The 21,291-nt window shown below is 72.6% G+C and carries 18 protein-coding genes and 1 pseudogene; 13 read left to right on the top strand and 6 right to left on the bottom strand.

Annotated features, from left to right (window positions below):
• Positions 1-18 precede the first annotated feature (18 nt).
• Complete coding sequence (locus IE142_RS30685) at positions 19-657, bottom strand: phosphatase PAP2 family protein (RefSeq protein WP_191888763.1); 639 nt, start codon at positions 655-657, stop codon at positions 19-21.
• Positions 658-832: 175 nt separating this feature from the next.
• Here IE142_RS30685 and IE142_RS30680 point away from each other — a divergent pair, with 175 nt between their 5' ends.
• A complete protein-coding gene (locus IE142_RS30680; RefSeq protein WP_191888762.1) occupies positions 833-1,678 on the top strand; it encodes a hypothetical protein in 846 nt (281 codons plus the stop codon).
• A gap of 113 nt (positions 1,679-1,791) precedes the next feature.
• Here the strand turns inward: IE142_RS30680 and disA are convergent, their stop codons facing one another.
• Both disA and radA read right to left on the bottom strand, forming a co-directional pair.
• Positions 1,792-2,916, bottom strand: coding sequence for a DNA integrity scanning diadenylate cyclase DisA (gene disA / locus IE142_RS30675; protein ID WP_029394644.1), 1,125 nt, complete (start codon positions 2,914-2,916; stop codon positions 1,792-1,794).
• Positions 2,917-2,997: 81 nt separating this feature from the next.
• Entirely contained in the window at positions 2,998-4,407 is a 1,410-nt protein-coding gene (gene radA / locus IE142_RS30670) for a DNA repair protein RadA (protein ID WP_043371953.1), read from the bottom strand.
• A gap of 285 nt (positions 4,408-4,692) precedes the next feature.
• Here radA and IE142_RS30665 point away from each other — a divergent pair, with 285 nt between their 5' ends.
• The gene (locus IE142_RS30665) at positions 4,693-6,480 is read left to right on the top strand and encodes a BACON domain-containing protein (RefSeq protein ID WP_229831017.1); all 1,788 of its coding nucleotides are present in this window, start codon (positions 4,693-4,695) and stop codon (positions 6,478-6,480) included.
• Positions 6,481-6,566: 86 nt separating this feature from the next.
• Here the strand turns inward: IE142_RS30665 and IE142_RS30660 are convergent, their stop codons facing one another.
• Positions 6,567-7,391: a DUF3109 family protein gene (locus tag IE142_RS30660; protein ID WP_191888760.1), complete on the bottom strand. Its 825-nt coding sequence runs from the start codon at positions 7,389-7,391 to the stop codon at positions 6,567-6,569.
• 71 nt (positions 7,392-7,462) lie between these two features.
• Between IE142_RS30660 and IE142_RS30655 the strand changes: the two genes are divergently transcribed.
• The 4 genes from IE142_RS30655 to ilvD all read left to right on the top strand — a co-directional run bounded on the left by IE142_RS30655 (position 7,463) and on the right by ilvD (position 11,997).
• Positions 7,463-8,395 (top strand): Ppx/GppA family phosphatase, encoded by a 933-nt coding sequence (locus IE142_RS30655; protein ID WP_191888759.1) that lies wholly within the window; start codon positions 7,463-7,465, stop codon positions 8,393-8,395.
• 183 nt (positions 8,396-8,578) lie between these two features.
• Positions 8,579-9,415 (top strand): sugar phosphate isomerase/epimerase family protein, encoded by an 837-nt coding sequence (locus IE142_RS30650; RefSeq protein WP_191888758.1) that lies wholly within the window; start codon positions 8,579-8,581, stop codon positions 9,413-9,415.
• Positions 9,416-9,420: 5 nt separating this feature from the next.
• A complete protein-coding gene (locus IE142_RS30645; RefSeq protein ID WP_191888757.1) occupies positions 9,421-10,023 on the top strand; it encodes a TetR/AcrR family transcriptional regulator in 603 nt (200 codons plus the stop codon).
• Positions 10,024-10,143: 120 nt separating this feature from the next.
• Positions 10,144-11,997, top strand: a complete 1,854-nt coding sequence (ilvD, locus tag IE142_RS30640) for a dihydroxy-acid dehydratase (protein WP_191888756.1) — start codon at positions 10,144-10,146, stop codon at positions 11,995-11,997.
• Between the two features lie 18 nt (positions 11,998-12,015).
• On the opposite strand, the gene IE142_RS30635 is transcribed toward ilvD, so the two are convergent.
• Positions 12,016-14,235, bottom strand: a complete 2,220-nt coding sequence (locus IE142_RS30635) for a serine/threonine-protein kinase (protein ID WP_191888755.1) — start codon at positions 14,233-14,235, stop codon at positions 12,016-12,018.
• A 180-nt stretch (positions 14,236-14,415) separates the two neighbouring features.
• On the opposite strand from IE142_RS30635, the gene IE142_RS30630 reads away from it, so the two are divergent.
• From IE142_RS30630 to proC, 7 genes and pseudogenes are all read left to right on the top strand, one after another.
• Positions 14,416-14,739, top strand: a complete 324-nt coding sequence (locus IE142_RS30630) for an SH3 domain-containing protein (protein ID WP_191888754.1) — start codon at positions 14,416-14,418, stop codon at positions 14,737-14,739.
• Between the two features lie 150 nt (positions 14,740-14,889).
• Positions 14,890-15,576, top strand: a complete 687-nt coding sequence (locus IE142_RS30625; protein ID WP_191888753.1) for a DUF4232 domain-containing protein — start codon at positions 14,890-14,892, stop codon at positions 15,574-15,576.
• 80 nt (positions 15,577-15,656) lie between these two features.
• Positions 15,657-16,160: an EamA/RhaT family transporter gene (locus IE142_RS30620; protein WP_191888752.1), complete on the top strand. Its 504-nt coding sequence runs from the start codon at positions 15,657-15,659 to the stop codon at positions 16,158-16,160.
• Positions 16,161-16,209: 49 nt separating this feature from the next.
• A complete protein-coding gene (locus IE142_RS30615; protein WP_191888751.1) occupies positions 16,210-17,016 on the top strand; it encodes a class I SAM-dependent methyltransferase in 807 nt (268 codons plus the stop codon).
• 32 nt (positions 17,017-17,048) lie between these two features.
• A pseudogene (locus IE142_RS30610) lies at positions 17,049-17,869 on the top strand (ABC transporter ATP-binding protein).
• Positions 17,866-18,657 carry an ABC transporter permease gene (locus tag IE142_RS30605; protein ID WP_191888750.1) on the top strand — a complete coding sequence of 264 codons (792 nt, stop codon included), beginning with the start codon at positions 17,866-17,868 and terminating at the stop codon, positions 18,655-18,657. The pseudogene IE142_RS30610 and the gene IE142_RS30605 overlap by 4 nt, the downstream one beginning before the upstream one ends.
• 120 nt (positions 18,658-18,777) lie before the next feature.
• A complete protein-coding gene (gene proC / locus IE142_RS30600; protein ID WP_191888749.1) occupies positions 18,778-19,590 on the top strand; it encodes a pyrroline-5-carboxylate reductase in 813 nt (270 codons plus the stop codon).
• A 19-nt stretch (positions 19,591-19,609) separates the two neighbouring features.
• Here proC and trpS read toward each other — a convergent pair whose 3' ends face one another.
• A complete protein-coding gene (gene trpS / locus IE142_RS30595; RefSeq protein ID WP_191888748.1) occupies positions 19,610-20,635 on the bottom strand; it encodes a tryptophan--tRNA ligase in 1,026 nt (341 codons plus the stop codon).
• Between the last annotated feature and the right edge of the window lie 656 nt (positions 20,636-21,291).

Genomic DNA, 21,291 nt, shown 5'->3' with positions numbered 1-21,291 from the left:
GACGACGTCCGAGCCGACTCAACGACGCCGGTGCGAGGCGGCGTAGGGGGTGCGCGGCCCCTCCCCGGTCAGCCACCGCACCGCCGGCGCCGACGACGTCCGCATCGCCTCGGCCAGTCGTGTCGCCGGGCGCGTGCCCAGGCGTACGGCCACGGCGGCGACCATGGCACCGAACAGCAGTCCGGCGACGACGTCGTGGGGGTAGTGGACGCCGACGAAGACCCGGGAGAAGGCCATCAGCAGGGCCAGCGGAGCCGTCAGCCACACGAGCGCACGCCGGACCAGGGCCAGCGTCACCGCCGAAGCCCCCGCTATCGTCGCGTGGTTGCTCGGGAAGGACCAGTCGCCGGTCGACGGGCACTCGGCCAGGGACGGCACCGCCCCGGCGACCGCCCGGCACGGACGCTCCTGCGCGAACACGGACTTGACCAGCTCGCTGCCGACGTACGCCAAAGCAGTGGCCACGGGTGCAAGGGCCGCGATCGCGAAGGCACGGGTGCTGTCGCTCCTCGACCGCCACCAGGCGACGACGAACAGCGCCCCGAACAACAGGATTCCCGCCTCCGTCCACACTTCCGCCGTGTGCTGTAGCCACGTTGGGGTGTCATGGGCGAAGCCGGTGATGTCTCGGTAGAGCTCGTCATCCTCGAAGTTCATGCTCACGGACGGTAGGCAACGGCCCGACGCCGTCACACCCCGCGATCGACATGTGCCGCCCCTGACGATCGGCAGGGGGTCCGGGCCCGTCTCCGGAATGATGATCGGTAAAAGATGCTGCCCCGAACGGCGGGTGGGACAAGGGAACGCACCGATCTCTCGTACAGTTTGCGCCGTGGGATCTCTGCGCAATCCGGTCGGGCCGCTTCCCTCCTCCATCTACTGGCGACGGAGGGCCGTACTGCTGTCCCTGCTCGCCCTGTTGACACTGTTGATCACGTGGGTCGTGGTCTCCGGCGACGGTGGTGGCGGCAACGACCGTGAGGACGGCGCCAACGGCAAGAACCCGGCACCCTCGATCACCCCCGGACCTTCCAGCTCCGGCCCGGCGATCAGTGAAGCCCCTGGCGGACGCGACGAGTCGGGCGGCGGTGACTCCGACGGGTCGGGCTCGGGCACCGGGGGCGCGGGCGGCGGCGAGTCCAACGGGACCGGCTCCGGCGGCGCGGGTGGCGGCGCCGGGAGCGGTACCGGAAACGGCGCGGGTACGGGCGGCTCCGCGGGCGGCGCGGTGACCGGAGTCGGCGCGGGCGACGCGCTGCCGGGCGGTTCGGGCCTGCCCGACTGCACACCGGGCGCCGTGAAGTTGAGCCTGCGCAGCGTCCGCAACAACTACACGCCGGGCCAGACTCCCACCTTCGAACTGACCGCGCGCAACACCTCCACCGCCGACTGCAAGGTCGATCTCGGCCCGGAGAACGCGGTGTTGACGATCACGCCGGCCGAGGGCGAGGACGCCTACTGGTCCTCCGACGACTGCGTTAAGGGCACGGGCAGCCTGCAGTACCGGGTGGCCGCCGGCAGCGGCATCACCTACACGGTGAAGTGGGACCGCAAGCCGAGCGCCCCCGAGTGCGGAACCCCTCCGGCGGGATCGGCGAAGGCGGGCACGTACCTGGTGGAGGCGAAGGCCGAGGGCTTCGAGAAGGTACGCACGTCCTTCGTCCTGAAGGACGACTGAGCGGCCGAGTGTCCGAGCGGCCGAGTGTCCGAGTGTCCGAAAGTCTGAGCTGCTGAGTGTCTGAGCTGCTGAGTGACTGATCGGCTGAGACCGCGGGCGACCGGCCCGCGGGCTCAGACGTAACGTTCCAGGATCGACGACTCCGCCAGCCGCGACAGCCCCTCCCGCACGCTGCGCGCACGCGCCTCACCGACGCCGTCCACCGTCTGCAGGTCGTCCACGCTCGCGGCGAGCAGTTTCTGCAGGCCGCCGAAGTGCTCCACCAGCCGGTCGATGATCGCGCCGGGCAGCCGCGGCACCTTCGCCAGCAACCGGAACCCGCGCGGCGACACCGCGGAGTCCAGCGTCTCGGGCGACCCCGTGTACCCCAACGCCCGCGCCACCGTCGACAGTTCGAGCAACTCGGCATGGCTGAGCTTGTCCAGCTCGGCGAGCGCCTCGTCGACCGTACGGGACCGCTTCGCGGTCGGCTCGGGCACGTAGTCCCGCACGACCAGCTCCCGCTCCGGCTCGACACCGGCGATCAACTCGTCCAGCTGGAGCGCCAGCAACCGCCCGTCCGTGCCCAGCTCGACCACGTACTCGGCGATCTCGGTCGCGATCCGGCGCACCATCTCCAGCCGCTGCGCGACCGCGGAGACGTCCCGGACGGTCACCAGGTCCTCGATCTCAAGCGCCGACAGCGTGCCCGCGACCTCGTCCAGCCGCAGCTTGTAACGCTCCAGCGTGGCCAGCGCCTGATTGGCCCGCGACAGGATCGCGGCGGAGTCCTCCAGAACCCGCCGCTGCCCGTCCACGTACAGCGCGATCAGCCGCATGGACTGCGAGACGGAAACCACGGGGAAGCCGACCTGCTTGCTGACCCGGTCCGCCGTACGGTGCCGGGTGCCGGTCTCCTCCGTGGGGATCGTCGGATCCGGGAGCAGCTGCACCCCCGCCCGCAGGATCTTCGACAGGTCCGAGGACAGCACGATGCCGCCGTCCAGCTTGCACAGCTCCCGCAGCCGCGTGGCGGTGAACTCCACGTCCAGCACGAAACCGCCGGTGCACATCGACTCGACGGTCTTGTCGGAGCCCAGCACGATCAGACCACCGGTGTTGCCGCGAAGGACCCGCTCCAGGCCGTCCCGCAGCAGCGTGCCGGGCGCCACCGCGCTCAGCGAGGCGCGCATCAGGCCATCGGCACCGGCACTCCCACCGGACTTTCCGGGAGCTGCTGCCCGGTCGTTGGCTGCCACTGCACTCCTCCGGTCGCAGGTTCTTCTGGCACTCCCGTGTCGCACATTCGGTCGTACGGACGGGCGAGACCAGGGCAAAGTCTACCGGCGGTCCTCCTGCTCCCGTGGGGCCTCTCGCCGACGCGAGCGCGGAAGCACCCGCAGGGCGTCCCCCATGTCCGCGACTTCCAGGACCTTCATGCCGTCGGGCACCCTGCCGGGATCGGCCGGTACGAGGGCGTGCGTGAAGCCTAGGCGGTGCGCTTCGGAGAGCCTGCGCTGCACGCCCGTGACCCGTCTCACCTCACCGGCGAGGCCGACCTCGCCGATCGCGACGAGGTTCTTGGGCAGCGGGGTGTCGCTCGCGGCACTCGCCAGGGCGAGGGCGATCGCCAGGTCGGCGGCCGGCTCGGACAGCTTCACGCCCCCGACCGTAGCGGAGTAGATGTCCCTCTTCCCCAGGGCACTGATCCGTCCCCGCTGCTCCAGCACCGCCAGCATCATCGACACCCGGGAGGTCTCCAGTCCGGACGTCGTACGCCGCGGGGACGGGATCTGCGAGTCGACGGTCAGCGCCTGCACCTCGGCCACCAGCGGCCGGCGACCCTCCAGGGTGACGGTCAGACAGGTGCCGGGAACCGGCTCGGCGCGCCGTGTCAGGAACAGTCCGCTGGGGTCGGCCAGCCCCGTGATGCCCTCGTCGTGCAACTCGAAGCAGCCGACCTCGTCGGTCGTGCCGTAGCGGTTCTTGACGCCCCGCACCAGCCTCAGCCTCGCGTGCCGGTCCCCCTCGAAGTGCAGCACCACGTCCACCAGGTGCTCCAGCAGGCGCGGCCCGGCGATCGCCCCGTCCTTCGTGACGTGCCCCACCAGCAGGGTGGACATCCCGCGTTCCTTCGACGCCCGGATCAGCGCCCCCGCCACTTCGCGCACCTGCGCCATGCCCCCCGGCGCACCGTCGATCTCGGGGGAGGCCACCGTCTGCACGGAGTCGAGGATCAGCAGCGACGGCTTCACGGCGTCCAGATGCCCCAGCACCGCCGCGAGGTCCGTCTCTGCCGCGAGATACAGGTGGTCGTCGATGGCCTTGATCCGGTCGGCCCGCAGCCGCACCTGGCTCGCCGACTCCTCGCCCGTGACGTAGAGCGTCTTGTGCTCCTCACTGGCCGACTTGGCCGCGACGTCCAGCAGCAGCGTCGACTTCCCGACGCCGGGCTCACCCGCGACGAGCACCACGGCACCGGGCACGAGCCCGCCGCCGAGCACCCGGTCCAGCTCGGGCACACCGGTGGGGCGGGCGGTGGCCTGCCGCCCGTCGACCTGGCCGATGGGCAGCGCGGAGGTGGTGACGCGCCCCGGTGCGGTCGTCCGCACGGCGGGCGCGCCGTACTCCTCGACCGTGCCCCATGCCTGGCATTCGGGACAGCGGCCGAGCCACTTGGCCGTCTGCCAGCCGCACTCGGTGCAGCGGTAGGACGGCCGTTCCTTGCTGGTCTTCGCACGGGCAGCCATGCACGAACCGTAACCGGCCCCACTGACAACGCCCCCGGCGGCGGTGGCGCCGACCGCGCACCCCCGGCCCGCGGCACGACCGGCCGCGCCACCCGCCCCCGCCGAACCCGTGGCCGCATCGCCGGAATCCCACCCGCACCGCCCCGAACGGACCACCGACCACCCTGCCCCATTCGCGGAACAACAGCTTCCTGTCCCCTTATGAGGGATCGTTTCACCCGTACGGATTAAAAGTGCCCAACGCGCCAGTTCGCGCCACCCATGGCCCCCTACGGTCGCCGAGTGATGAGCAGCAGTACGGAGACCACGACCCGCACGACCGGCGCTCACCGGGCGCACCGGGAAGCGCGTGACCGCACCGCGGCGCGCACGCTGGCGGAGCGACCGCCAGCGCGCTACGACGCCTACCTGGACGGCCTGTTCACCTACTGCCTGTCCGTGCTCTGCGACCACGACGCCGCGACCGCCGCCCTGGGCGACGCCCTCGCACTCGCCGAGCGCCGCGGCCACCGAGGCCCCGACTCCGCCGCGGACCGCAGGGCCTGGCTGTACGCGCTGGCCCGCTGGGCCTGCCTGCGCGCGCTCGCCGAGGCCAAGCAGAAACGTCCGGGCAGCCACGCGGCAGGCCGCCCCGACCCGCGCGGACCCGGGCAACAGCCGAAGGGCAAAGGCACGGCCGACAGCGCGGACCACGACGCGAACCACCGACGCCACCGCGGCGAACTCGCCCTCCTCGCCTGGCCGGAGGCCGCCGGCACCACCCCGGAGCAGCGCGAGGCCCTCGAACTCGCCGTGCGCCACCACCTCGCCGCCCACGAGGTCGCCGCCGTCCTCGGCATGGACCTGGCCGCCGCCCGCGAACTGCTCGCGTCCGCCGCCTGCGAGGTGGAGCGCACCCGCGCCGCCCTCGCCGTGGTGGAGACCGGCACCTGCCCGGGCGTGGCCCGCCTCACCGGCGACAACCAGTACGTGCTGAGCACCGCGCTGCGCCGCGAGCTGGTCCGGCACGTCGACGACTGCCCCCGCTGCCGGCGCTCCGCCGAGCGCGCGATCCCCGGCCACTGGCCCGGCACCAGCGTGACCCCCGCGGAGCTGCCCGTCCTGGAGGCCCCCCGCGCGGCGCTGCACGCGGCCATGACGCACGTCCCGCGCGCGCGGAGCGCGGCCCCCCGCTTCAACCGCCGCGGCTTCCCGATGGACCCCAGGGACCGCGCGGCCCGCCGGGACCGCCTGCGCGCGCGTGCCGTCACCACGACCGTCGTCGCCACCGTCGTGGCGGCCCCCGTGCTCGCCCTGTGGGCCGCCTACCGCGGCACCCCGGTCGTAGAGGGCGAGGACGGCCGCTCGGCCAGCGCCACCGAGGCGCAAAACCCCGGCGCCATGGACGGCGAGTCCGCGGGCGGCGGCCACGGCTACGAGAACACCGGCAACGCCCGCACCACCCCCGGCCCCCGCTTCGACGAGAACGGCAAGGCCGACGTCTCCGTCGAGGTCGTCAGCGTCTCCGGCGCCGGCGAGAAGAGCGCCGGTCACCTCGAGGTGGCGGCCGGTCACGACGGCGACACCACCCTTGTCACGCTCACCGCGACCGGTGACGCACCGGTGCGCTGGTCCGCGACCACCGGCGCGTCCTGGCTCTACCTCAGCCAGTCCTCGGGCACCCTGCGCCCCGGCCAGTCACTGACGATCAGGGTGTACGTCGATCACCTGCGCGAGCCCTCCGGCCACTGGCGCGCCCGTGTGGCCGTCTCGCCCGCCGGCGCCGTCGTCTCCATCCAGGGCTACGGCACCGCGCCCAGCCCGTCCCACCCGGGCCCGCGCCCCAGCACTCCCGACGACCGCCCGCCCCCGTCCGACCCGGACCCGTCCACCTCGCGGCCCCCCGCCCCGACGCCCACGGACGACCCGCCGCCCACCTCACCGGACCCGACCCCGCCCCCGACCGGCGACCCGTCGCCCACGGACGGCACGGGCGGCACTGGCGGCACGGGCGACCCTGAAGGCACGGACCGGGACGGCGGATCCTCACCGTCCCCGAGTGACAGCGACGGCCCGACCCCGTCCACCTCCTAGCCCAGCGGACCCTGCTCCCGGCGCCCACGACACCGGCGCCCACGACACCGGCGTCCGCGACACCGGCGTCCGCGGTGTCGGCGGTGTCAGCTGCCCGGCTGAGGGCCCGGATCCGCCGGATGGGGCGCCAGCAACGGCAGCTGGGACGCCAGACGCTCCTCGCACAGCTCGACCAGCCGGTCGTACCCCGCCTTGCCCATCAGCTCGATCAGCTCCGGCCGGTAGGACACGTACACCGGGTCCCCCGCGCCGTGCGCCGACGTCGCCGAGGTGCACCACCAGTGCAGGTCGTGCCCGCCCGGACCCCATCCCCGGCGGTCGTACTCGCCGATCGACACCTGCAGCACGCGCGTGTCGTCGGGCCGGTCGATCCACTCGTACGTCCGCCGCACCGGCAGCTGCCAGCACACGTCCGGCTTGGTCTCCAGCGGCTCCCGGCCCTCCTTCAGCGCCAGGATGTGCAAGGAGCACCCCGCGCCCCCGGCGAACCCCGGCCGGTTCTGGAAGATGCACGAGCCCTGGAAGGGCCGGGTCTGCCGGGAGCCCTCGTCGTCCTCGGAGACCCACCCGTCCCGCGTGCCCTCGGCGTGGTGCTGCCAGATGTCCGGCGTGAGCCTCGCCACGTGCTCGGCGACCCGCTTCTCGTCCTCCTCGTCGGAGAAGTGTGCGCCCAGCGAGCAGCACCCGTCGTCCGCGCGGCCCGCCTGAATGCCCTGGCAGCCGCTGCCGAAGATGCAGTTCCAGCGAGAGGTGAGCCATGTCAGATCGCAGCGGAAGACCTGTTCGCCGTCCGCGGGATCCGGGAACTCCACCCACGCGCGTGCGAAGTCGAGCCCCTTCTCGTCGCCCATTTTGTGCTTCTTTTCCTGCTTGGCCGACTTGTCGTTCTTCGCCTTCTTCGTCTTTGGCACGGCTCCAGGGTAAGTCGCTGGGGCGGGAACACGGTGCCGCCGTCCGCGCCGTCGGCAGTAGCGTTCCGTACATGAGACTCGGTGTCCTCGACGTGGGTTCGAACACGGTGCACCTGCTGGTGGTGGACGCGCACCCCGGCGCATGCCCGCTGCCCGCGCACTCGCACAAGGCCGACCTGCGCCTCACCCAGCTCCTCGACGAGGACGGCGCCATCGGCCCCGACGGCGTCGACCGGCTGATCGCGGTCGTCCACGACGCCCTCCGGGCCGCCGAGGACAAGGGCGTCGAGGACCTCCTGCCGTTCGCGACCTCCGCCGTGCGCGAGGCGACCAACGCCGACGACGTCCTCGCGCGCGTGCGCACCGAGACCGGCATCGAGCTGACGGTCCTCACCGGCGAGGAGGAGGCCCGGCTCACCTTCCTCGCCGTCCGCCGCTGGTTCGGCTGGTCCGCCGGCAAGCTGCTGGTACTCGACATCGGCGGCGGCTCCCTGGAGATCGCCTACGGCATCGACGAGGAGCCCGACACCGCCGTGTCGCTGCCGCTCGGCGCGGGCCGGCTGACCACCGCCCGGCTGCCCGGCGACCCGCCCGACCCGGACGACGTCAGGGCGCTGCGCCGCCACGTCCGTACGGAGATCGCCCGGACGGTCGGCGAGTTCAGCCGCTTCGGCGCCCCGGACCACGTGGTCGCCACCTCCAAGACCTTCCGGCAGCTGGCCCGCATCTCCGGCGCCGCCCGCTCCGCCGAGGGCCCGTACGTCCAGCGCGAGCTGAAGCGGGCCTCACTGGAGGCCTGGGTGCCCCGCCTGGCCGCGATGACCACCGCCGAGCGCGCCGAACTCCCCGGCGTCTCCGAGGGCCGCGCGAACCAGCTCCTGGCCGGCGCCCTGGTCGCCGAGGGCGCGATGGACCTCTTCCACGTGGAGAGCCTGGAGATCTGCCCGTGGGCCCTCCGGGAGGGCGTGATCCTGCGGCGCCTGGACCACATGGGCCAGGGTTAGCGCCCCAGCCAGGGGCGCGGGGCCGCAGCGATGTGCGGCTCCGCCGCGCGGACGCGAGCGACCACGGCGAAAGCCGCACCCGCCATGTGCCGAGGACCACAGCCGCACCCGCCATGTGCCGAGCGCCACAACGGCGCGCAGCCACCCCACGGCTTGCCACCCCCACCCCGTACCCTGGCCCCCGTGGCAGAACCAAGGGACGTAGTCCGCATCCCGGATGCGAAGGTCGCCCTGTCGACGGCTTCCGTCTACCCGGAGTCGACGGCGACGGCCTTCGAGATCGCCGCGCGCCTCGGCTACGACGGCGTGGAGGTCATGGTCTGGACGGACCCGGTCAGCCAGGACATCGACGCCCTGCGCAGACTCAGCGACTACCACCGCATGCCGATCCTCGCCGTGCACGCCCCCTGCCTGCTCATCACGCAGCGCGTCTGGTCCACCGACCCCTGGACCAAGCTCCAGCGCGCCCGGGCCGCCGCCGAGAAGCTCGGCGCGAGCGCCGTGGTCGTGCACCCGCCGTTCCGGTGGCAGCGCCAGTACGCCCGGGACTTCGTCGACGGCATCTGGCGGATGGCGGACGAGACCGACGTGCGGTTCGCCGTCGAGAACATGTACCCCTGGCGCTACCGCGACCGCGAGATGCAGGCGTACGCCCCCGACTGGGACGTGACGAAGGACGACTACCGCCACTTCACGATCGACCTCAGCCACGCCGCCACCTCCCGCACCGACGCCCTCGCCATGGTCGACCGCATGGGCGACCGCCTCGGCCACGTCCACCTCGCCGACGGCAAGGGGTCCGCCAAGGACGAGCATCTGGTCCCCGGCCGCGGCAACATGCCCTGCGCCGAGGTGCTGGAGAGCCTCGCGCACGCCGGCTACGACGGCCACGTCGTCATCGAGGTCAACACCCGTCGCGCGATGTCCAGCGCCGAACGTGAGGCCGATCTCGCCGAGGCGCTGGCCTTCACCCGCCTGCACCTGGCGTCGTCCGCGTCGGCGAAGGCGCGGGGACGGTGAGCGGAATGCCGGAGGGGACCCGCCGCCGGGGCCGCCCCCCGCGCACCGAGTCCGCCGACACCCGGGCCCGCATCCTCACCGCGGCCCGCGAGGAGTTCTCCGAGCGCGGCTACGAGAAGACGTCGGTGCGCGGCATCGGCAAGGCGGCGGGCGTCGACGCGGCACTGGTGCACCACTACTTCGGCACCAAGGAGCAGGTCTTCGAGGCGGCCATCGAGGTCGCCTTCGCACCGGCCCTGCAGGCCCCGGACGCGATCGGCGACGGCCCCCTCGACGACGTCGGCGAGCGGCTCACCCGGTTCATCATCGGCGTGTGGGAGAACCCCTCCACCCGCAAGCCGGTGCTGGCCATCGTCCGCTCCGCCGTGAACAACGAGACCGCCGCCGCCGTCTTCCGCCGCCTGATCGCCGCCCAGGTGATGCGGCGCGTCGCGGCCCGGCTGGAGCGGCCGGACGCGGAGCTGCGCGTCGAGCTGGCGGCGGCGCAGCTGGTGGGGTGCGCGATGCTCCGCTACGTGATCGAAGTGGAGCCGCTGGCCTCGGCCGACCCCGAGGAGCTGGTCGCCCGCCTGGCACCGGTCGTACAGGGGCACCTCACCGGTCCCTGAGGTCACTTCCATTCGTTGCCGACGAGACGCGCATCCCGCATCCCGGACACCCCGTCCCGACCCCTGGATGACGGGCGTACGCTCGACGGCAGTCACAACTCTCCGAAGGAGCGAGCGACGATGCCCGAACTGAGGTCCCGCACAGTCACCCACGGCCGCAACATGGCGGGCGCCCGCGCCCTTATGCGCGCCTCCGGTGTACCCGGCGCGGACATCGGGCGGAAGCCGATCATCGCCGTCGCCAACAGCTTCACGGAGTTCGTGCCGGGCCACACCCACCTGGCCCCGGTCGGCCGGATCGTCAGCGAGGCGGTCACCGCGGCCGGCGGCATCCCGCGCGAGTTCAACACGATCGCCGTCGACGACGGCATCGCCATGGGCCACGGCGGCATGCTCTACTCCCTCCCCTCCCGCGACCTGATCGCGGACAGCGTGGAGTACATGGTCGAGGCCCACTGCGCCGACGCCCTGATCTGCATCTCCAACTGCGACAAGATCACCCCGGGCATGCTCAACGCCGCCCTGCGGCTGAACATCCCCACGGTCTTCGTCTCCGGCGGCCCGATGGAATCCGGCCGCGCCACCCTGGTCGACGGCACGGTCCGCACCCTGGACCTGGTCGATGCCATGTCGGAAGCGGTCAACGACAAGATCTCCGACGCGGACATCCTCCGCATCGAGGAGAACGCCTGTCCGACCTGCGGCTCCTGCTCCGGCATGTTCACCGCCAACTCGATGAACTGCCTGACCGAGGCCATCGGCCTCTCCCTCCCCGGCAACGGCTCGGTGCTGGCCACCCACACCGCCCGCAAGGCGCTCTACGAGAACGCCGCCCGCACGGTGCTGGACCTGACCCGCCGCTACTACGAGCAGGACGACGACTCGGTCCTGCCCCGCAACATCGCCACCCCCGCGGCCTTCGAGAACGCCATGGCGCTGGACATCGCGATGGGCGGCTCGACCAACACGATCCTGCACCTGCTGGCCGCCGCCCAGGAGGCCAAGGTCCCCTACGGCCTCACCGAGATGGACGCCCTCTCGCGGCGCGTCCCGTGCCTCGCGAAGGTCGCGCCGAACGTCGCCGAGGACCGCACGTACTACATGGAGGACGTGCACCGCGCGGGCGGCATCCCAGCCCTCCTCGGCGAACTGCACCGCGGTGGCCTGCTCAACGAGGACGTGCACTCCGTCCACAGCCCGTCCCTGGCCGACTGGCTGAAGACCTGGGACATCCGCGGCGGCTCGCCCTCCCAGGAGGCCGTCGAGCTGTGGCACGCGGCCCCCGGCTGCGTCCGCTCCGCCGAGGCCTTCTCCCAGTCCGAGCGCTGGGACTCCCTGGACGACGACGCCGAGGGCGGCTGCATCCGCTCCGTGGAGCACGCCTACTCCAAGGACGGCGGCCTCGCCGTCCTGCGCGGCAACCTCGCCGTCGACGGCTGCGTCGTCAAGACCGCCGGCGTCGACGAGTCGATCTGGACCTTCGAGGGCCCGGCCGTCGTCTGCGAGTCGCAGGAGGAGGCCGTCCAGAAGATCCTCACCCAGCAGGTCAAGGAGGGCGACGTCGTCGTCATCCGCTACGAGGGCCCCAAGGGCGGCCCCGGCATGCAGGAGATGCTCTACCCGACCTCGTACCTGAAGGGTCGCGGCCTCGGAAAGGCATGCGCCCTGGTCACCGACGGCCGTTTCTCCGGCGGCACCTCGGGGCTGTCCATCGGCCACGCCTCCCCGGAGGCGGCGGCCGGCGGCACCATCGCCCTGGTCGAGGACGGCGACCGCATCCGCATCGACATCCCGAACCGCTCCATCGAGCTGCTCGTGGACGACGCCGAGCTGACCCGCCGCGAGCAGGCCCTGAACGGCCGGTACGCCCCGAGGAACCGCGACCGCAAGGTCTCCGCGGCCCTGAAGGCGTACGCCGCGATGGCGACCAGCGCCGACAAGGGCGCCGTGCGCGACGTGAGCAAGTTCGGCTGACGCCCCCTCGGACCCCGCCTACCAGTCGGCGGGGTTCCGCCCCGCCACCCCGAACACCGTGCCGTCGGGCGCACCGGCGTAGACGTGGCCGCCCGCGAGCACGGGCCGGGGGAGCGCGGCGGGCACGCGGTCCGACCCGGCACCCAGCCGGGGCCGGGTCTGCCCCAGCAGCCGCCCCTCGCGGGCGTCGACCCCGAGGAGCCGCCCGTCGGGAGCGGTGACGTACACGTGCCGCCCGTCGGAGGCGGGCGCCGAGCCCCGGCTCACGCCCGTCTCCAGCCGCCACCGCTGCTTCCCCGCCGCCATGTCGACGGCGACCAACGAGCCGCCCGCGCCCATCAGGTACACGGTGTCCCCGTGCACACCGGCCTCCGCCTGCGCGACCGGCACGGGCAACTTCACCCGCCGGACCTCTCCGGTACCGGGCGTGTACCGCACCACGGCCTTCGCGTCCCCGTACACCGCACCGGCGGCGACGAAGTACACCGACCCGTCCGCCGCCCCCACCGGCGTCAGCGACCCGGCCGGCTCCACGTCCCACCGGACGTCGCCCGTCGCCGGGTCCACCGCGGTGACCCGGGTCCGGTTCCCGTCCCCGGACGGACTCACCGCGTACGCCGACGCGTCCCCGGTGAAGGAGGAGAAGTAGGGCACGGCCTGCCCCGGAATCCGGTGCGACCACTCGACGTCGCCCGTGGCGCCGTCCACACCGGTGACCGTGCCGTCGGAGCGGGTGAGCAGCAGCGTGTCGCCGGCCGCCCGCACTCCGTCGTACTCGGGCACGTCCTCCCGCCACACCTGCCGGCCCGTGGCGGGATCGAGCGCCTCCAGCTCGCCGATCCGGTCGAGGGAGGGCTGCACGAGGCCGCCCGACACGACCGGTGGTTCACTCCGCGCCGCGTCCGCGACCCCGTGCCGCCACAGCGTGCCGCCGTCGGCCGGATCGAGGGCGTAGACCAGGCCGGGCCGCGCGCACAGCAGTACCCGCGCCGCGTACGAGCACTGGGGCATCCCGCCGCCGTCCGACGCGGGCGCCGCCTCCCACACGCCGAAACCGCTCGGCGTGCTCTGCCCGGCTGGCGCCCTGCGCGCCGGTTCCGCACTGCCGAACACCTGGACCGAGGAGAGCCCACCGAGCACGGCGAGCCCGACCACCCCGGCCACCAGTCCCGTCCGCCGCCCCAGCCGCCGTACGGACCACCGCGCGGGCACGGCGGCCCGAGACCCCGAAGCGCTTTCCGCGGGTGCCTCCGGCGCTTCCGGTGCCTGCCGTGTTTCCGGAGCCTCAGCTCCCGGTGCCTCACGTGCTCCCCGGGCCTCCCGCGCCTCCGGAACCCCTCGCGGCTCCGAAGGCTCCCCCGCCTCCTCCCTCGCCCGCTGGGCCGGTATGAACACCTGCGTGTCGTACGCCGCCGCCGCCGACCGCAGCTCCCGCATCAGCTCGTCCGGTGTGGGCCGGTCGCCGGGCTCCTTGGCGAGGCACCGCAGCACCAGCGGCGCGAGCGCCTCCGGTACGCCGGTCAGGTCGGGTTCGTCGTGCACGACCTGGTAGGCGACGACGTAGGGACTGTCGGAGTCGAACGGCCCGCGTCCGGTCGCCGCGTGCACCATGAGCGACCCGAGCGCGAACACGTCCGCGGCGGGCCCCACCTCCCGGGGCCGGCGGAACTGCTCGGGCGCCATGAACGGCGGCGTCCCGATCAGCTTCCCCGTCTCCGTCCGCAGTTCACTGTCCTTCGGTCGGGAAATGCCGAAGTCGATGACCTTCGGGCCGTCCTCGGCGAGCAGCACGTTGCTCGGCTTCAGGTCCCGGTGCACGACCCCGACCCGGTGGATGTCGCGCAGCGCCTCCGCGAGCCCGGCCATCAGCCGGCGCAACTGGGCCGGATCCATGGGCCCGTTCCGCTTCACCTGCTCGGAAAGCGTCGGTCCGGGGATGTACAGCGTGGCCATCCAGGGCCGCCCGGCATCCGGATCGGCGTCGACGACCGGCGCCGTGAAGGCCCCGCTCACCCGCCGCGCCGCGGCCACCTCCTGCCGGAAGCGCGCCCTGAACTCGGGGTCCTTGGCGTACGACGTGTGCACGACCTTCACCGCCACCCGCATCCCGGAGGTGCTCCGGGCCAGGTGCACGACCCCCATCCCACCCGAGCCGAGACAGGACTCCAGACGGTAGTGACCGGCGTAGTCCGGAAGTTCCGCTTCCGCGTCCGCTCCGGTGTTCGGCTGCGGCGCCATGGAACCACCCCCGTGCTGTTCGTTCGCGCGCGCGACGCTCGGAGCCTAGTCGATGGTTCCGACGGGGCCGAGGAGGCTTGCTAGCCTCCGCGTGCGAGTTGCGAACTGGTGTTTCGTGGCTTGTTCCAGGGGAATCAACGCGTCCCCACGGCGCTCGTGGGGTGAACGGGGGAGTTTTTCATGTCTGTCGACCAGATCACGGACGCCGCGGGCGAGGACGAGAACGCGACCACGGAGGCCGTCACCACGCTGGCCGCCGCCGGCTCCTACCCGGTGGCGCCGGGCTACCGGCTGAACGTCCGCAGCGGCCCCGGCACCGGCTACTCCGTCGTGCGGGTCCTGTCCGAGGGGGCAAGGGTGCAGATCAGCTGCCAGACGCCGGGCACCTGGGTGTCGGGCCCGTACGGCACCTCGAACATCTGGGACAACATCGGCAGCGGCCAGTACGTCTCCGACGCGTACATCCGCACGGGCAGCGACGGTTACGTGGCCCCTCGCTGCTGACCTTGTAACGGGGTGGTCTCAGGGGCGTCTTAGGAGGCTGCCGGGAGGAACGGCGTGCCGTACCGAACGGCTCTTGGTGGTCAGCAACGCCCGCCCGCACCGACGGGTGCGGGCGGACCGGCACGCCAACCGACCATGAGGTAGACAACGATGCGCGTCCACAAGCTGACCATCGCCGCCATGGCCCTCGCCGCCGGCCTCTCGCTCACGGCCTGCCAGAACGGCGACGACGGCACGGACCCCGGCGCCGCCCCGCCGGCCGCCTCCACCGCCTCCTCCTCGACCGGCGGCTCGGGCTCGACCGGCTCGGACCAGCGGGGCGGCACGGACTCCGAGGGGAAGAACCCCGCCGGCACCGGTGGTGGCGACGGCGCGGACGGCACCGGTGGCACCGGCGGCACGGACGGCAACGGCAAGGCCGCGGAGTGCCGCACCGACGAGCTGGAGATCACCGCGATCGACGCCACGGTCGGCGGCGACGACCGGGGCACCGTCGCGGTCGACCTGAGGAACAGCGGCGGCCGGGACTGCTCCCTCGCGGGCCACGCGGGCGTCGACCTGAAGACGAACTCCGGCACCCTGTCCGCCGAGCGCACGGGCGAGCCGGCCCCCGCGGTCGTCCTCGGGCATGGGGAGCGGACCACCTTCGGCATCACCTACCCGATCAACGACTCGGGCGGTTCCGGCGTCCGCATCACGGGGCTCGTGGTGACCCCGCCGGACGAGACGAAGTCGGTCACCCTCGACTGGCCGGGCGGTGCCACGCTGCCCGTCACGGACAGCTCCGGCACCCCGGTGCAGGTCGGCCCGCTCGGCAGCGCCGGCCAGGGCGGCTGACGCACTCCGGCTCCCACGAGCCTCGTCCGGTGTGCCGGGCCCGCCCGGGGCCCGCGCCGCACCGGCGCCATAATCGACCCGTGAGCGCAGAGAACGGCAAGAACGGCAGCCCGGAAACCGCCGCGGGCCCACGCCCCGAACCCCTCCGGTTCTACGGCACGACCTGGGTGCACCACGACAACGGCTACACCGCCCGCCGGATCGGCCTCGCCGTCGGCTCCCTCGCCGCGGCGGCCGCCGCCTGCTTCGTCCTCCGCATCGCCTACCAGGGCCTCCGGATCGCCGACATCGGCGGCTTCGTCTCGCTGCTGATGATCGTGATGTTCGCGGTCTGCAGCGCCCTGGCCTTCCGCCACACCTGGTCCGCCTTCGGCACCCGCCCCGACCCCGAGCGCCAGTCCTCCCTCCGCGGCCTGCTGGCCATCGGCTTCGTCGGCTCGCTCCTCGCCTACTTCTTCCGCACCCTCACCGAGGCCCCGGGCGAGAAACTGCACCGCGAGGAGTACGAGAAGGCCCGCGAGGAGTACGAGAAGCGCACCACCCGCCGCTCGGGCAACCCCTCGAAGAAGCGCCGGCGCCGCTGACGGGAAATCGCCCCGCTCCCCACGACCCTCCCCGGGCCAACATGGCCGTATGACGACACACGGCGCCATCCAACCCCCGGCGGCCCGGTCCGCCACCCACACCGCCCGGGCCCACTCCTTCAACGCGACCGCGGCCCAGTACGCCGCCAATCGCCCCTCCTACCCGCCCGCCCTCTTCGACGCGCTGGAGGAACTCGCCGACCGCCCCCTGGCCGGCTCCCGCGTCGTGGACGTCGGCGCCGGTACGGGCATCGCCACCGCCCGACTGCACGCGCGCGGCGCCCACGTGATCGCCGTCGAACCCGGCGCCGGCATGGCCGCCGAGTTCCGCCGCACCCTCCCCGGCGTGCCGATGGTCCGGGGCAAGGGCGACGCCCTCCCGCTCGCCGACCACAGCGCCGACTTCCTCACCTACGCCCAGGCCTGGCACTGGACCGACCCCGCTCTGGCGGTCCCGGAGGCGCTGCGCGTGCTGCGTCCGGGCGGCGCGCTGGCGCTGTGGTGGAACACCGAGGCCCTCGACGTCCCCTGGATCGCCGCCGCGGCCCGGCGGATCGACCGCCACTTCGACCTGGACCTCTCCGCCGAGAAGCGGAACGTCGGTCCGGGCACCGCCGACCCCGACGGCCGTCTCGGCCTCACCCGCCGCGAGATCCGCTGGAGCCGCCGCGTCCCCGTCGACGTCCACCTGGCCAACGTCGCCAGCCACTCGGTCTTCCTGACCGACACCGACGAACGCCGCGCGGAATTCCTGGCCGCCGAGCGCCGGCACCTCCTGGACGTCTTCCCGGACGGAGTCGTCGAGGAGACGTACGTCGTCGTCCTCCTCCTCGCCAGGACACCCGTGACCGCTTGACACCGCCCCGGGCCGGGAGCAGTATTCATCACATGATGAATTACTCCTCCCCGCCCCCCGACGAAGCGGGCGGTGGCTCCCCCCCACCCGCCGTCCGGGCCCAGGACCTCACCGTCGTCCGCGGCCCCCGCACCGTCCTGCGCGGCCTCGGCTTCACCGTCCCCCGAGGCCGGATCACCGGCCTCCTCGGCCCCTCCGGCTGCGGCAAGTCGACCCTCATGCGCGCGATCGCCGGCACCCAGGCCAAGGTCACCGGCACCCTGGAGGTCCTCGGCCGCCCCGCCGGCCACCCCACCCTGCGCACCCGCATCGGCTACGTCACCCAGGCCCCGTCGGTCTTCGACGACCTGACCGTCCGCCAGACCTCGACTACTTCTCCGCGGTACTCGCCCCCGGCCGAGCCGCCTCCGACCGCCGCCACGAGGACGTCACCCGGGCCATCGCCGACGTCGACCTCACCACCCACGCCGACGCCCTCGCCGGCAACCTCTCCGGCGGCCAGCGCAGCCGCGTCTCCCTCGCCGTCGCCCTCCTGGGCACCCCGGAACTCCTGATCCTCGACGAACCCACGGTCGGCCTCGACCCCGTACTCCGCCGCGACCTGTGGACCCTCTTCCACACCCTCGCCGCCGACCGAGGCACCACCCTCCTCGTCTCCTCCCACGTCATGGACGAGGCCGAGCGCTGCCACCGCCTCCTCCTCATGCGCGAGGGCGAGGTCCTCGCCGACGACACCCCCGACGCCCTGCGCACCCGCACCGGCGCCGACACGGTCGAGGAGGCCTTCCTGCACCTGGTCGACGAGGCGGCGGCGCGCGCCCGCACCACCCGCACGAAGGAGGCCACCCGATGACCACCCCGACCACCGCCCCCGCGCCCGTGCGCCCGGCGCCCACCCGCCCTCTGACCCTGTCCCGCACCACGGCCACCGCGACCCGCGTCCTGCGCCAGCTCGCCCACGACCCCCGCACGATCGCGCTGCTGCTCGTGATCCCGTGCCTGATGCTGTTCCTGCTGCGTTACGTCTTCGACGGCAGCCCGCGCACCTTCGACAACATCGGCGCCTCACTCCTCGGGATCTTCCCGCTGATCACGATGTTCCTGGTCACGTCCATCGCGACCCTGCGCGAGCGCACCTCCGGCACCCTCGAACGCCTCCTCGCCATGCCCCTGGGCAAGGGCGACCTGATCGCCGGCTACGCCCTGGCCTTCGGCACCCTCGCCATCGTCCAGTCGGCCCTCGCGACCGGCCTGGCGGTATGGCTCCTCGGCCTCGACGTGACCGGCAGCCCCTGGCTCCTGCTCCTGGTCGCGCTGCTCGACGCCCTCCTGGGCACGGCCCTCGGCCTCTTCGTCTCGGCCTTCGCGGCCTCCGAGTTCCAGGCGGTGCAGTTCATGCCCGCCGTGATCTTCCCGCAGCTCCTCCTCTGCGGCCTCTTCACCCCGCGCGACAACATGCACCCCGCCCTGGAGGCGATCTCCGACGTCCTGCCGATGTCCTACGCGGTCGACGGCATGAACGAGGTCCTCCGCCACACCGACATGACCACCGCCTTCGTACGCGACGCCCTGATCGTCGCCGGCTGCGCACTCCTGGTCCTGGCCCTGGGCGCGGCCACCCTCAGACGCCGCACGGCATAGCGAGCCCGACCCACCGCCGTCCCGCCCACCGGACGTGACATTCCCGCCCGCCCCCGAAGTGCGAGGATGACGACGACGGACGACGCACCCCAGACAGGGCACCGGAGGGCACCGAAAGCCATGACCCAGAAAGTCGCAGTCCTCGGCACCGGCAAGATCGGCGAAGCCCTGCTCAGCGGAATGATCGGAGCCGGCTGGGCCCCCGCCGATCTCCTGGTCACCGCCCGCCGCCAGGAACGGGCCGACGAACTCCGCACCCGCCACGGAGTCACCCCCGTCACCAACGCCGAGGCCGCCAAGACCGCCGACACCCTGATCCTCACGGTCAAGCCGCAGGACATGGGCACCCTCCTCGACGAACTCGCGCCGCACATCCCCGCCGACCGCCTGGTCATCAGCGGCGCCGCGGGCATCCCCACCGCCTTCTTCGAGGAACGCCTCGCCCCCGGCACCCCGGTGGTACGCGTCATGACGAACACCCCGGCCCTCGTCGACGAGGCCATGTCCGTCATCTCCGCAGGCACCCACGCCACCGCCGACCACCTCGCCCACGCCGAGGAGATCTTCGGCGCCGTCGGCAAGACCCTGCGCGTGCCCGAGTCCCAGCAGGACGCCTGCACCGCCCTCTCCGGCTCCGGCCCGGCGTACTTCTTCTACCTGGTCGAAGCCATGACCGACGCCGGCATCCTCCTCGGCCTGCCCCGCGACAAGGCCCACGACCTGATCGTCCAGTCCGCGATCGGCGCCGCGAAGATGCTCCGCGACAGCGGCGAACACCCGGTCAAGCTCCGCGAGAACGTCACGTCCCCCGCCGGCACCACGATCAACGCCATCCGCGAACTCGAGAACCACGGCGTCCGAGCCGCCCTCATCGCCGCGCTGGAAGCCGCCCGCGACCGCAGCCGCGAACTGGCCTCCGGCACCAAGGACTGAGAGCGGCCCGGATCCGCGCCTACCGGACCGCGTCCGCAGCTGCTGCCGCCACCGGAGGCAGCAACCCGATCGCCCGGTAAGCGGCGTCCACGGTCGGCCGGGCCATGCCCCGAGCCCTGTCCGCGCCCGCCCGCAGCACCCCTTCCACGTACCCGGGATCCGCGCACAGCTCCCTGTGCCGCTCCCGCACGGGCCGCAGCGCCTCGACGACGGCCTCGGCGGTGTCCTTCTTCAACGCACCGTAGGAGTCGTACGCACCCGCCATCTCCACCGGCTCCCCACCCGTGCAGGCGGCGAGGATCTCCAGCAGGTTCGCGAGCCCCGGCCGCGCCTCGCGGTCGTACACGACGCCCCGCCCGCTGTCGGTCACGGCCCGCATGACCTTCTTCCGCACCACGTCCGGGTCGTCGAGCAGGTAGACGATCCCCGGCCCGACGTCGTCGCTCTTGCCCATCTTCGACGCCGGATCCTGCAGGTTCATCACCCGAGCCGCCACCCCCGGACTGGTGGCCCGCGGCACCACGAACGTGTGCCCGTACCGCTGGTTGAAGCGCACGGCGAGATCCCGGGCCAGCTCCACGTGCTGTGTCTGGTCGTTCCCGACCGGCACCTCGTCCGCCCCGTAGGCAAGGATGTCGGCCGCCATGAGCACGGGATACGTCAGCAGCGACAGCCGCACACTCCCGCCCCGCGTCTGCTCCCGCGCCGCCTTCTCCTTGTACTGGATCATGCGCCGCATCTCCCCGTCGGTGGCGACGCACTCCAGCAGGTACGACAGCCGCGCGTGCTCGTCCACGTGACTCTGCACGAACACCGTGCACCGCTCCGGGTCCAGCCCGGCCGCCAGCAGCAAGGAAGCCGCCTGTCGGCTCAGCCTGCGCACCCGCGCCGGATCGTGGTCCACGGTCAGTGCGTGCAGGTCCACGACGCAGAACAGCGCGTCCGACCGGTGCTGGTCCACCTCGGCCCACTTCCGCATGGCACCCAGATAGTTCCCCAGCGTCAGATGCCCCGTCGGCTTGACCCCACTGAAGACCCGCGCCATCTCTCCACCTCCTGGTCGGGACCGCCGCCATCCGCCGGCCGCCCCTCCTGGGAGGAGATACGAGAACGGCCGCCGAAGCGGCGGCCGTTGAGTGCATACGTGCGTACGGCCGCCGTCAGGCGGCCCACCAGAGCTGAGTACACGTACGCGTCATCACGCCATCCACAGTACGCCTCGGCGGACGGCCGCACCCGGGATTTGACACGCCGTACACGCACTCGTAGTGTTCTCCGAGCTGTCCGACGTGAGCGCCGACTCCGGTCGGTCCCCGGGCAGCGATTCCAGTACCAACCACTCTTCGACGAGCTGTCGCATTGTCGACGTCGTCGCTTTGTCGGTGTGTGTATTCACGGAATCAGGAATCCACGTCCGACAGGACGCGGCCCCGATTAGCTCGGAGGCCGGGAATCCGCTAAAGTCTCACTCCGTCGGAACGGCCCAACAGCCGGGAAGGCAACCCTCTCTGACGGGGAATCAGAGCCCGAAAGGATCTGATAGAGTCGGAACCGCCGGAAAGGGAAACGCGAAAGCGGGAACCTGGAAAGCACCGAGGAAATCGGATCGGAAAGATCTGATAGAGTCGGAAACGCAAGACCGAAGGGAAGCGCCCGGAGGAAAGCCCGAGAGGGTGAGTACAAAGGAAGCGACCGTTCCTT

Source organism: Streptomyces mutabilis (assembly GCF_014649815.1).
In the GTDB taxonomy this organism is placed as follows: Bacteria; Actinomycetota; Actinomycetes; order Streptomycetales; family Streptomycetaceae; genus Streptomyces; species Streptomyces mutabilis.
Note: the sequence above shows the minus strand (reverse complement) of the source record. Positions and strands in the feature narration are given on the sequence as shown.